Annotated in this window: 12 protein-coding genes; 5 read left to right on the forward strand and 7 right to left on the reverse strand. The window is 70.5% G+C overall.

Annotation, left to right across the window (positions count from 1 at the left end):
- The 3 genes from MOQ72_RS32570 to MOQ72_RS32580 form a co-directional block, all read right to left on the reverse strand.
- The gene (locus MOQ72_RS32570; protein ID WP_242189595.1) at nt 1-216 is read right to left on the reverse strand and encodes a Trm112 family protein; all 216 of its coding nucleotides are present in this window, start codon (nt 214-216) and stop codon (nt 1-3) included.
- A 72-nt stretch (nt 217-288) separates the two neighbouring features.
- Nucleotides 289-1,638, reverse strand: coding sequence for a phosphomannomutase/phosphoglucomutase (locus MOQ72_RS32575; protein ID WP_242189596.1), 1,350 nt, complete (start codon nt 1,636-1,638; stop codon nt 289-291).
- Between the two features lie 109 nt (nt 1,639-1,747).
- Complete coding sequence (locus tag MOQ72_RS32580; RefSeq protein WP_242189631.1) at nt 1,748-2,098, reverse strand: DUF3499 domain-containing protein; 351 nt, start codon at nt 2,096-2,098, stop codon at nt 1,748-1,750.
- Between the two features lie 192 nt (nt 2,099-2,290).
- On the opposite strand from MOQ72_RS32580, the gene MOQ72_RS32585 reads away from it, so the two are divergent.
- Nucleotides 2,291-2,764, forward strand: a complete 474-nt coding sequence (locus MOQ72_RS32585; RefSeq protein ID WP_184726541.1) for a metallopeptidase family protein — start codon at nt 2,291-2,293, stop codon at nt 2,762-2,764.
- A 171-nt stretch (nt 2,765-2,935) separates the two neighbouring features.
- On the opposite strand, the gene MOQ72_RS32590 is transcribed toward MOQ72_RS32585, so the two are convergent.
- Together MOQ72_RS32590 and MOQ72_RS32595 are read right to left on the reverse strand one after the other, a co-directional pair.
- Nucleotides 2,936-6,022, reverse strand: coding sequence for a glycosyltransferase family 2 protein (locus MOQ72_RS32590; RefSeq protein ID WP_242189597.1), 3,087 nt, complete (start codon nt 6,020-6,022; stop codon nt 2,936-2,938).
- 171 nt (nt 6,023-6,193) lie between these two features.
- The gene (locus MOQ72_RS32595; protein ID WP_242189598.1) at nt 6,194-6,508 is read right to left on the reverse strand and encodes a WhiB family transcriptional regulator; all 315 of its coding nucleotides are present in this window, start codon (nt 6,506-6,508) and stop codon (nt 6,194-6,196) included.
- 485 nt (nt 6,509-6,993) lie between these two features.
- Here MOQ72_RS32595 and MOQ72_RS32600 point away from each other — a divergent pair, with 485 nt between their 5' ends.
- The 4 genes from MOQ72_RS32600 to MOQ72_RS32615 all read left to right on the forward strand — a co-directional run bounded on the left by MOQ72_RS32600 (nt 6,994) and on the right by MOQ72_RS32615 (nt 10,687).
- A complete protein-coding gene (locus MOQ72_RS32600; RefSeq protein WP_242189599.1) occupies nt 6,994-7,752 on the forward strand; it encodes a site-2 protease family protein in 759 nt (252 codons plus the stop codon).
- 69 nt (nt 7,753-7,821) lie between these two features.
- Nucleotides 7,822-8,814 (forward strand): 2-phospho-L-lactate transferase, encoded by a 993-nt coding sequence (cofD, locus tag MOQ72_RS32605; protein ID WP_242189600.1) that lies wholly within the window; start codon nt 7,822-7,824, stop codon nt 8,812-8,814.
- Nucleotides 8,811-10,154 (forward strand): coenzyme F420-0:L-glutamate ligase, encoded by a 1,344-nt coding sequence (locus MOQ72_RS32610; RefSeq protein ID WP_242189601.1) that lies wholly within the window; start codon nt 8,811-8,813, stop codon nt 10,152-10,154. Before cofD ends, MOQ72_RS32610 begins: the two co-directional genes overlap by 4 nt.
- Entirely contained in the window at nt 10,151-10,687 is a 537-nt protein-coding gene (locus MOQ72_RS32615; protein ID WP_242189602.1) for an NUDIX hydrolase, read from the forward strand. Before MOQ72_RS32610 ends, MOQ72_RS32615 begins: the two co-directional genes overlap by 4 nt.
- A gap of 5 nt (nt 10,688-10,692) precedes the next feature.
- On the opposite strand, the gene MOQ72_RS32620 is transcribed toward MOQ72_RS32615, so the two are convergent.
- Nucleotides 10,693-11,034 (reverse strand): hypothetical protein, encoded by a 342-nt coding sequence (locus MOQ72_RS32620; RefSeq protein ID WP_242189603.1) that lies wholly within the window; start codon nt 11,032-11,034, stop codon nt 10,693-10,695.
- Nucleotides 11,035-11,125: 91 nt separating this feature from the next.
- Complete coding sequence (locus MOQ72_RS32625) at nt 11,126-12,034, reverse strand: DNA-3-methyladenine glycosylase family protein (protein WP_242189604.1); 909 nt, start codon at nt 12,032-12,034, stop codon at nt 11,126-11,128.
- Nucleotides 12,035-12,132: the final 98 nt, after the last annotated feature.

Raw genomic sequence — 12,132 nt, forward strand, 5'->3', positions numbered from 1 at the left:
TCACCCCTCACCGGCGGCGCCGGGGGCCGGACCCCCGACGGCCTCTTCCAGCAGCAGCACCGGAATTCCGTCCCGGACCGGGAAGCTACGGCCACAGAAGGTGCAGGTCAGGTAGTCGGCCTGCGCGTCATCGGCCCGTCCCGGTTGCAGCGCGGCGTGCTCGGGGCACGGGCAAGCCAGGATCTCCAACAACTCCGGTTGCAGGTCAACGGCCACTTTTCCTCCCAAACTCGCCCGCGCCGACGGCGCGGGCGTGCTACTGCCGACCGCCGTGGCGACGCCGAAACCTCACCCTCGGACGACCGCGAGCACCTCGTCGCGCAGCGCGGCCATGGCGTCAGTGTCCCTTGCCTCCACGTTGAGCCGGAGCAGCGGTTCGGTGTTGGACGGGCGCAAATTGAACCAGGATCCGTCCGACAACTCCACGGTAAGCCCGTCGAGCTCGTCCACACGAGCGCCAATCCGGTCGCCGAAAGCCGCCGCGACAGCACGCATCCGGTCCTGCTGGTCGTCGACCGTGGAGTTGATCTCGCCGGAGGCGACGTACCGCGAGTACTCGGCCATCAGCTCGGACAATGGCTTGTCCTGCTCGCCGAGCGCGGCGAGCACGTGCAGCGCGGCGAGCATGCCGGAGTCGGCGCGCCAGAAGTCGCGGAAGTAGTAGTGCGCGGAGTGCTCACCGCCGAAGATCGCCCCGGTCTCGGCCATCGTCTGCTTGATGAACGAGTGGCCGACGCGGGTGCGCACCGGCTTGCCGCCGTGTTCGGCGACGATCTCGGGCACCGCCTTGGAGGTGATCAGGTTGTGGATGACCGTGCCGCCGGGGTCCTTGGCCAGTTCGCGGACCGCGACCAGCGCGGTGATCGCGCTCGGTGAGACCGGCTCGGCCCGCTCGTCCACCACGAAGCAGCGGTCCGCGTCGCCGTCGAAGGCCAGTCCGGCGTCGGCTCCGACGTCGCGGACCTTGGCCTGCAGGTCGACCAGGTTCGCCGGGTCCAGCGGGTTGGCCTCGTGGTTGGGGAACGTGCCGTCCAGCTCGAAGTACATCGGCACCAGTTCGATCGGCAGGCCGTTGAAGACGATCGGCACGGTGTGCCCGCCCATCCCGTTGCCCGCGTCCACCACGATCTTCAGCGGGCGGATGTCGCTGAGGTCGACCAGGTCGCGCAGGAAGGCGGCGTACTCGGCGGTCAGGTTCCGCTGAGTGACGGTGCCCTTGGCGCCCAGGAACTCCGGGACCCCGTGGGTGGCCAACTCCTGGATCTCGGACAGGCCGCTGTCCTGGCCGACCGGGGCTGCCCCGCCGCGGCACATCTTGATGCCGTTGTAGCGGGCCGGGTTGTGGCTGGCGGTGAACATCGCACCCGGCAGGTCGAGCCGCCCGGAGCCGAAGTACAGCATGTCGGTGCTGGCCAGGCCGATGTTGATCACATCGACGCCCTGCCCGGTGACGCCCGCGGCGAACGCGTCGGCCAGGCCCGGCGAGGAGTCCCGCATGTCGTGTCCGACGACCACGGCCGGGCCGCCGACCAACCGCGTGAAGGCGGCGCCGATCTCCCGCACCACGTCGGCGTCAAGGCCGTCCCCGACCACCCCGCGGATGTCGTACGCCTTGACGATCCCCGACAGGTCCCGCACGCTGCACCCTCCCCGTTCCGCGTCAGACAACCCGTGGTCCGAAGCCTACCGGCGATCGAGTGTGCGGTGACGCCACCTGGACACACCCGAGCCGTTGGTCACGATCTGTTCATTCGTCGATCGGATCGGGCAGCGCCCGCAGGTGTCCGCGACGGCTCCCACCTGCGGTAAGCCCCGGGGCCTCGATCGGCCGGTCCGGGCGACCAGCTTCCCGCACGGCCTCGGCGAGCGCGGTCAGGTCGTCGTCGGACGGCTGCGGTGGCGCGAACTCGCCCTCGTGCCGCACGACCTCCCAGCCCTTCGGCACCGTGAGCCGCAGCGCGTGCGCTTCGCACAGGTCGTAGCTGTGCGGCTCGGCGTAGGTGGCCAGCGGTCCCACCACCGCGGTGGAGTCCGCATAGGCATAAGTGAGCGTGGCAACAGCCGGGTTGGTACACCCGGTCCGCGAGCAACGCCTCACGCTCCGCACGACACGCACGATAGCGCCCCCGGTCGGGTGCGCGGCGCAGGCACGCGGAAACCGCCTCCGGCCCGGCTCGCGAGCAGCTGGTTCCGACCTGTCTGCTCTGCGCGAACACCCGCGTTGGGCGGCTGCTGGAAAACCCACCGCGGCTTGTCCCGACCTTGGCTGCCGAAGGCGTACCCTCGGCCCGTGGTGACCGCACGTGGATCTCGGCGTCGAAGCCGCTTCCGGCGGGACCGGCGCGGCCGTGGCCTGCGCGGACCGCTGTACCCGTCCTCGGTTCCGGTGTCCCGCAGCCGCTCGCAGCGGTTCGACGCGCTGGTGCTGGAGGCCCTGGAACCGATCGAGCAGCGCTGGCACGCGGAGCTGACCCAGCTCGACGTGGCCGTGGACGAGGTGCCGGAGATCAAGAGCACCACGCCGGAGAAGCTGGTGTGGGACGACGACGTGGTGGTGGATGCCAACGTGCCGCTGGCCCGGCTGGTCCCGGCTGGGGTTGACCGGCGCGGGTTGCCGACCCGCGCTCGCATCGTGCTGTACCGCCGACCGCTGGAAGCCCGCGCCCGCGACGGCATGGACATGGCGGATCTGCTGCACGACGTGCTCGTCGAACAGGTCGCCACCTACCTCGGGTTGGACCCCGACGTCATCGAAGGCCAGTGACGCGGCGCTGCTGAGTGGCAACCGAACTCGCCCAGCTGCTGGCGCTGATCTCCACCATCAACACCTGGAACCGCATCGCCCTCAGCACTGCCGAGGTTGCGGGCGCCGACGAGCGCACCGCCCCCTGAAGCGCCTGGGAACCACCGAAGTCGACATCGACGAGCCCGCGGTTCAGGCGGCACGGGACCGCGAGCGGCGTTCGGGGAGGGCAGCGACGAGGGTGAACAGGACGACCGCCGCCTGCAGGCCCAGCAGCGCGGTGCGGGGGATCTCGGTGTAGCCCACCCGCACCTCCGCCGAGTTCTCCGGCAACGGGATCGCCACCTGGTGGCCCCAGGCGGTGGCCAGCGGGAACGGCCGACCGTCTATCCGGACGTACCAGCCCGGCTCGTTCTCCGCGCCGAGGACCAGCGCTCGACCGGCGCCGCCTTCGGAGATCCGGACGGTGAAATTCGGCAGCTGCGCGGCCACCGGCAACGGTCGGGCCTCGGGAGTCGGCGCGGGCTCGGTTCGGGCCTGCCGCGCGAGGTCGGGGCCGAGCAACTCGACCGGACTGCTCGGCAGCAGCAGGCTCAGGACGCGATGCCCGTCGGGGAGCCGGTCGTGCTCGGCGACCAGGTCTGGGGCGGATTCCGGCAGCCGGGAGCCATCCGGCACCGCGATGAACCCCACGCCCCGAGCCGCAGCCGCCGCGAGCGCGCCGCGCACCCGTGCGGGGTCGGCGGACTGCAGGTCGTCGTCAACCCGGCGCAGCCAGTCGACGGCGGTAGCGACTGGCGCGAGGTCGTCGTCACCGAAGCGAGGGCCGGTGCCATCGACCAGCCGGGCCGGTTGCGGCCCTGGGTCGAGAACCAGCAGTGAACCAGGCAGATCCGCGGCGGTGTGCTGTTGGACGCGCAGCGGACCGCCGAGCGAGGTGAACGCCGCAGCGGAGGCCAGCCCGAGCAGGCCGACCACCAGCAGCGGCACCACGACCTTGCCGGGAACGCGAGGTTTCCTGGCCACCAACACCACCCAGCCGCAACCAGCCGCGACGAGCACCAGCGGTCCGCCTGTCCAACCGGTCGTGTTCTGGCCACCCGCGATCGGCTCGGCGGCGACCACGTCGACCAGCGCAGCCAGTGCCCAGCCGAAGATCGCGACGGCCACGCCCAGCAACATCCGCTGGGTCCATGCAGCCACCAGGGCGACGACCGCCGCGAGCACGAACAGCGCGCCGACCAGACTCGCCGGTGATCCGTCCGGGCTCAACGCGAACAGCCAGGCTCCAGCCGGAGTTTCGACGACCCGTGCGCCTAGCCCGTGCAGCAAGACCTGCGGATGTTGCAGCAACACGACCGGCCACGGCAGCAGGCAGGCAACGGAAAGCAGCACCACCGCAGCCAGTCCGACCACGCGGCGCCGACCGCGCGAGTCCTGGTCGGGAACGACCACGAAAGCAAGCAGGGCCAACACGATCAACGCGACGTGCAGCAGCGGAGCGAACGCACCCAGCACCGCCAGGCCCAGTGCGGTCAGGCACGCCGTCCTCAACCACTGCCCGTCGGACTGCCAGACCACCGCAGCGATTCCGGCCAGCAGCACTGGCACCAGGATGTGCGCGACCACGACGTCCAGGCGTCCCTGCCCAGCCGAGAGCGCCGCCGCAGGCAGCAAGGCGTAAGCACCCGCCACCACGGCTCGCCGCAGCCGCGACACCGGCAGCGCGCGAGTCGCGACGTAAGCACTCAGGCCCGCGAGCGGAGCGCCGAATAGCAGCAATATCGAAACCACCACCGACGGTCCACCTAGGACAGTGCCGAACAGCGCCAGCACCAGCAGCGACGGCGAAGCAGCCGAGCCCGTGCCACCGCTGACCGGGTGCCATGCCGCCAGGTAGTCGCGCCACGTCGTGCCCAAGTCGGCCACCGGCAGCAACCGGCCGCCCGCCAGCCCCGCCCCGAACCGATCGGCGAGCAATCCGTTGGTGACGAACGCGAACACCGCGAGTACGACCACGAGCACCACGGGTGGCGCCAACACCAGTTCGCGGAGCATCCGCCAGCGGTCGACGGGAACGAGCAGCAGGTCCGGTCGCGCCATGTCCCGCGGCGAAGGCGACGGCTTCGGCGCCGAGGTCTCCGGCACCGGCACCACGACCAGCCCGCGCAGTTCCGGTGCCTGCACCGGTCCGTCCGGAACAGCTTTGATCAGGTGGCCTTCCGGTGCTCGCCGCAACACCAGATCACGCCGCACCCGCTCGCGGACCAACGCCTCGAACGCCCTGCGCAACCAATTGCGAACTTTCGCCACCCGACTCGTGAACAGCCTGCGGACACCGTGCCGGACCGGAATCGCCGTGGCACGCGCTGCCCGTCCCGCTAGCAGTTTCATCCGGCCGCTGAGCAGTTCGCGCAACACCGCCAGTTCGGCGCCCGACTCGGTCCAGCGCCGCAACGCCGCGAAGCCGCACATCCGCAACAACGCCAGGCAGAACAGCCGTGGCAGGCCGAGCAGGAAGGCCCACACCGGCGCGTTCACCAAGAACGTCCGCACCCCGCTGACCCGCTCCGCGGCGCGTGACCGGCGTCTCGCGGCCGCATGCCGCATCCGCGCGTCCGGAACCCACCGGACACCGTGTCCGGCCAGGTTGACCCGCCACCCCAGGTCGACGTCCACGCCACCGGAAAGGTGCGGGTCGAAACCGTCCAACTGCTCGAAGACATCGCGCCGAACCAGCGCCCCAGCCGTCGTCACCGCCAGCACTTCCGACATCGGTGGAGCCGCACCGATCAACGCCGGGTCCAGTTCGGACGGTCCGATGCCGGTCCGCCGATGCCCAGCGGCATCGGTGCTCAGGCCCGCGTCCACCACCCGCCGCGGGTCAGCCCAGTCCAACCCGAGCGGGCCGAGCAGCGCCGCGGCCGAATCCAGCTCGGCGGCGCGCAGCAACCGCTCCAAGCAGTCCGGCTCGGGCGCGGAATCGTCGTGCAGCAACCACAACCAGCGCCCCGGATCAGCCCACTGCTGCATCCCGTGCGCGACGGCCTCGGCGACCGCCGCGCCGAACCCCGTCTCACGCGACGTGGTGAGCACGTCGTCGAGGATCCGATCCGCGCGCGCCTGCGCCAACAATTCCGCGGTGCGGTCGGTCGAGCCGGTGTCCACGGCCAGCACGTACTGCGGCCGCTCGGTCAGATCGCCCAGTGCGGCAAGCACATCCGGCAGCCACGCCTCGCCGTCGTGACAGACCAACACCGCCAGCACCGGCGCGACCAAAACGTCCTCCCGCGAAACTGATCCACTACCGCAGCACGGTAATGCACCAACAGCGGAAGAAAACCCTTGAGCAGAAAACAGCGAGGTCCAGCGATCCTCAGCTGCCGTGAGATCTCTGATGCGATGGAGCTGTCCCCGCGAAGCCGACGTCCGCCACTACGAGCGCAGCGGTCAGACCGCGCGACGCTTCAGCTTGCGGCGTTCCCTTTCGGACAGTCCGCCCCAGATGCCGAAGCGTTCGTCGTGCTGCAACGCGTACTCCAGGCATTCGGACCGCACCTCGCAGCCCGCGCAGATGCGCTTGGCCTCCCGCGTCGAGCCGCCCTTCTCCGGGAAGAACGCCTCCGGATCGGTCTGCGCACACAACGCGCGCTCCTGCCATTCCTGTTCGTCCTCGCCCAGCTCGAACAGCTCGGCCAGGATGTCGAATTCCCCGACGGTGGCATCCCCACGCTCCGCCAGGCGGTTATCTCCTGATTCCCACATCGTTGGTTCCCCCGATGTCTCCCGTTCCCACCGGTCCTCCCCAGGACCGGAACAGGACGCACTCCTGCTAGCAGGTTGACCGGTCCCCCCTCGTTCAGGGACCCCGCACTTCGACGGCTCCAGCCGTCGCCGATCGGCCGCTCCGCCCGCCCTCTCACCGCTGGCGGCGCCTTCGATCGACCGGTGCCCGACCAGGTCTCCCGCACCCGGTCGGCCGCTCCCGCGATCATCCACTTGGCATCCAGCCGAGCAAACGATCTTTTCGGCGGCGAATGACACTGCTGTGATTACACCCGTGTAGCTCCTTGCGGTCAAGCGGAGACCTTCCGTAGGGGGACATCCGGACCTCCGGCTGCGCGGCACCACGTCTGAGCACGTTCGGCGGATCGCCAGTACTCCGTCCGCCGCAACGCCGACCCCCCAAGATCATGCATACCACCCCATGGTCATCTTCGCCGGTCCGCTGTTCGTGGACACTGGACGGCGTGACCAACTCCGCGGTGCGAGTAAGCCCCCTGTTCCTCGCCCTCGTCGGCCTGACCGTGCTGGGCGGTGTGCTCGCCACACTTGACAACAACGCAGCGCGGACCGGCGGCGTCGTGCTGATCGTGCTCGGCGGCTGGGCGACATCGCTGTGCCTGCACGAATTCGGCCACGCGATCATCGCCTACCGCGGCGGCGACTGGGCGGTCCGCTCGAAGGGCTACCTGACGCTGGACCCCCGGCGCTACACCGACCCGGTGCTGAGCATCGTGCTGCCGCTGATCTTCGTGGCGCTCGGCGGCATTCCGCTGCCGGGCGGCGCGGTGTGGATCAACCACCACGCCCTTCGCTCCCGGCGCATCGAGTCGATGGTGTCGCTGGCCGGTCCGCTGATGAACCTGGTGCTCGGGCTGCTGGTCGCGACCGCCGTGGCGCTCGTGCCGATGCCGGTCGGGCTGTCCTCCGGACTGTCCTACCTGGCCTTCCTGCAGGTGATCGCGTTCGTGTTGAACATCCTGCCGATTCCCGGCCTGGACGGGTACGGCGCGATCGAGCCTTGGTTGTCCGCCCCGGCGCAGCAGTTCGGCGCGAAGGCGCGCCCGTGGGCTCCGCTGGTGCTGTTCGTGTTGCTGATCTGGGTGCCGTTCGTCGGTGAGGTGTTCTTCGGACTCGCCTACTTCGTGTTCGACCTGGTCGGCGGCGACCCGGTGCTGGGCTACCTGGGGCAGAGCACGTTCCGCAGCATCTTCGGGTTCGTGTGATGCGTCCGCTGGTTGGGAGGTCCCAGGTTCGCGCCTTCGGGGTCCGGTGGCCGTGCGAGGATCGGGTCCGTGAAGGTCGTAGTTCTGGTCGGCGGGGTCGGCGGCGCGCGGTTCTTGCTCGGTGTCAAGGCGGCGTTGGGGCTGCCCGCCACGGGCGAACCCCAGCAGCGGTCCGAGCACGAGATCACTGCCGTGGTCAACGTGGGCGATGACGTGTGGATGCACGGGTTGCGGGTCTGCCCGGATCTCGACACCTGCATGTACACCCTCGGTGACGGCATCGACACGGTGAAGGGTTGGGGCCGGGTCGACGAGACTTGGTCGGTCAAGGAGGAATTGGCCGCCTACGGCGCCGAACCGAGCTGGTTCGGCCTCGGCGATCGGGACATCGCCACGCACCTGGTGCGGTCCCGAATGCTGCGCGCGGGTTACTCGCTGTCGGCGGTGACCGAGGCGCTGTGCGACCGGTGGCGGCCGGGAGTGCGGCTGCTGCCCGTCACCGACGATCGGGTCGAGACGCACGTCGCCATCGACGACCCGGAGCACGGTGCGCAGCGCGCGGTGCACTTCCAGGAGTGGTGGGTGCGGCACCGGGCGGAGCCGAAGGCGCACGCGATCGTGCCGGTGGGCGCCGACGAGGCGAAGCCGACACCGGCGGTGCTGGACGCCATCGCCGGTGCCGACGTGGTGCTGCTGGCACCGTCGAACCCGGTGGTCAGCATCGGAACGCTGCTGGCGGTGCCGGGTTTCCGCGGCGCGCTGCGGGAGACCTCGGCCCCGGTGGTGGGCTTGTCACCGATCGTCGGGGGGCGACCGCTGCGCGGCATGGCCGACGCGTGCCTGGCCGCGATCGGGGTGGACAGCACCGCCGAGGCGGTGGGTCGGCACTACGGATCCCGGCAGGACGCCGAGGGCATCCTGGACGGCTGGCTGGTGCACACCGACGACAGCGCGTCGGTTCCCGGGGTGCGCGTCCGCGCCGTCCCACTGTTGATGTCCGATGTGGACGCCACCGCCGCGATGGCCCTGGCGGCATTCGATCTTGCCCAGGAGGGGCGATGAAAGATCACGCGGCCGCGGGCGGGTTGCGGTTGTTCGCGGTGGGCGGGCTGCCCGAGTTCGGTCCGGGGGACGACCTGGCCGCGTCCATCGCGGCCGCCGCGCCGTGGCTCAGCGACGGCGACGTCGTGGTGGTCACCAGCAAGATCGTGTCCAAGGTCGAGGGCCGGTTGGTGTCCTCGCCGCGCGATCCGGAACTGCGCGACAAGCTGCGCCGCGAGCTGGTGCTGGCCGAGTCCACCTACGTACTGGCCCGCCGGGGCCGCACCATGATCACCCAGAACAAGCTCGGCATCGTGCAGGCGGCTGCCGGGGTGGACGCTTCGAACGTGCCGCGCGACCAGATCGCGCTGCTGCCGGAGGACCCGGACGCCTCGGCCAGGCGGCTGCGGGCCGGGCTCGCCGACCGCCTCGGCGTGCAGGTCGGCGTGGTGGTGACCGACACGATGGGCCGCGCCTGGCGGGTCGGTCAGACCGACGTGGCGATCGGTTCCGCCGGTCTGTCCGTGCTGCACCGCTACGCGGGCAGCACCGACGCGCAGGGCAACGAGCTGGCCGTGACCGAGGTGGCGGTGGCCGACGAGATCGCCGCCGCGGCGGACCTGGTCAAGGGCAAGCTGGGCTCGGTCCCGGTCGCCGTGGTGCGCGGCCTGACGACCGAGGACGACGGGTCCAGCGCGCGGGAACTGGCGCGGACCGTCGAGGAGGACCTGTTCTACCTGGGCACCGCGGAGGCGCTTGCGCAGGGCCGTCGCGAGGCGGTGCTGATGCGCCGTTCGGTGCGGGCGTTCGCCGACGATCCGGTCGACGCCGAGGCGGTGCGCCGCGCGGTCGGGGCGGCGCTGACCGCGCCCGCGCCGCACCACACCCGCCCGGTCCGGTTCGTCTGGCTACGCGACCGTCCACTTCGGATGAAGCTGCTGGATGCGATGCGCACTGCCTGGCTGGACGACCTGCGTGCCGACGGGCTGTCAGAGGAAGCCGCGCAGCGGCGGGTTTCGCGCGGCAACCTGCTCTACGCGGCGCCGGAAGTGGTGCTGCCATTCCTGGTGCGCGAGGGCTCGCACCACTATCCCGACCAGGGGCGCAGCGAAGCCGAGCGGCAGATGTTCACCGTCGCGGGTGGCGCGGCGGTGCAGGGCTTGCTGGTGGCACTGGCAGCCGAGGAACTCGGGTCGTGCTGGGTGTCGTCGACGCTGTTCTGCCCGGATGTCGTGCGCACCGCGCTCGACCTGCCCGACTCGTGGGAGCCGCTGGGCGCCGTGGCGGTCGGCCATCCCGCGGAACCCATCGACGAGCCGCGCGAGCCGCGCGACCTCGACGACGGATTGGTGGAGCTGTGAGTGGACCTCACGCGGACGCGCTGCGCGTGCTCGGCCGGTGGCGGCCGGACGACCCGCAGCAGGACGCGCTGCGCCACGCGTTCCTGACCTTGATGGACGCCCGCTCGGACGCCTGCCTGCGGGCATGCGAACCGGGACACGTCACGGCGTCTGCCGTGCTGCTGGACGCGGCGGGCGAGAACGTGCTGCTCACCCTGCATCCGAGGGTGGGGGCGTGGTTGCAGCTCGGTGGCCACTGCGAGCCGGAGGACGCCTCGCTGGCCGGTGCGGCGCTGCGCGAAGCGACGGAAGAGTCCGGTGTGGACGGTCTGGTGGTGGAGCCGGAGCCGGTGCACCTCGACGTGCACCCGATCACCTGCTCGCTCGGCAAGCCGACGCGGCACTTCGACGTGCGCTTCATCGTCCGCGCACCCGAGGGAGCCCAGCCAACCCGCAGCGACGAGTCCCTGGACCTCCGCTGGTGGCCGCTGAACGCCCTGCCGGAAGGCTCAGACCTCGGCCCGATGATGACCGCAGCCCGACAACGCCGGTGAGGCGGTCACCGCTGAACATCTATCCCATCAACGTGACCCCGCGCGGCACGAACGGCTGCCACGATCTCGTCCATGCTGAGCAAGCCACCACCGACCGGCTCCAGCTGGGCAAGTTCGGCGTTCCGCGAGAAGCGAGCCTCGATCAACGCTTGTATCCAGACGGTCGCCTTCATGTCTTCGTCGGCGGCACGCGTGCGCACCCGGTCCAGCAATGACTTGGGTAGCCGAAGTGAGGTGGTGATCATGGGATCCGACTCGGGCGGCTCGGTCACCCAGTGACCGGACTCCATTTCGACCGAGGTGTTGTGGCTGTCGTAGTACTTCGCGAGCTCATCTGGCTTCGCCATGTCTCTCACCTTCTCTCATAGGTGCGCCATTCCACGTGCCGTCACCGCATACCACCGCCCGTTCACACCGTCGGTTGAACGGAAGAGCGCGTCACAGGGTGCGGTAGTTGCGGATTGGCATTCGGGGGGCGTGGCGGGGGCGGTTCACACCCGCTGCTCCGAGGTAGCGGACCGCTCGGTGGCGTTGGCCCTCGTAGGGGGCTAGGGCTTCGAGCATGCCTTCGTCGTCGAGCGGGTGGCCGAGCAGGGCCGTGCCGACGATCGTCGGCAGGTGGAAATCGCCGATGCTGACCGCGTCCGGGTCGCCCCAGGCCCGCTGGGCGACTTCGGCCGCCGTCCACGGGCCGATGCCCGGCACCTTCTGCAGCAACTCCCGGCCTTCGGCGCCGCGCAGTTCGACGGCCCGCTCCAGCCGTCCGGCCACCGACGCGGCGGCGATCAAGGTTCGACGCCGAGCTCCGTCGATGCCCGCCCGATGCCACTCCCAGTCCCGGATTCCGCGCAGCTGCACCGGATCCGGCGCCACCCAGAGCTTCTCGACTGGCCCCGGCGCGCGGCTGCCGAACCGCCAGCACAGCTCCCGCCAGGACCGCCACGCTTCCCGGTTGGTGACCTTCTGCTCCAGGACCGCGGCCACCAGCACGTCCCAAACCCGGCCCGAAGCGCACAACCGGACCCCGCGCGAGGCTTTCCGACCGCGCTCCACGACATCGTGCACCGCGACGAAACCCGTGTCGTCGTCGGAAGCACCGAGCAGATCCGGGACGTTGTCCAGCACGATCTGCGCACCCGGACCCCACGCCGTGGCGATCACCGTGCCGGTTCGGTCCTTCCGCAACCGCAAGGACGCCGGACCGATCGACGTCGTGGTGCCCCACCACAACTCGTCCGCGGCGACCCGCGTGGTGGGATCACCGCTCCCCCGGCGCAGCGGAGCCAGCACCCGCACCAGATCCAGCGGATACGACGGGCGCCAAGTTCGAGTCAGGCCGTCGCTCATGCCAGTTCCGCCTCTCCGCGATTCACAGTGGTGGTTGCGTCCAGCCCAATCCCCCGTTGCGGGGTTTCTGATAGCTGGCTTGCGTCACGGTCCCCTGA

The sequence above is a fragment of the Saccharopolyspora soli genome (assembly GCF_022678645.1).
Taxonomy (GTDB): Bacteria; Actinomycetota; Actinomycetes; order Mycobacteriales; family Pseudonocardiaceae; genus Saccharopolyspora; species Saccharopolyspora soli.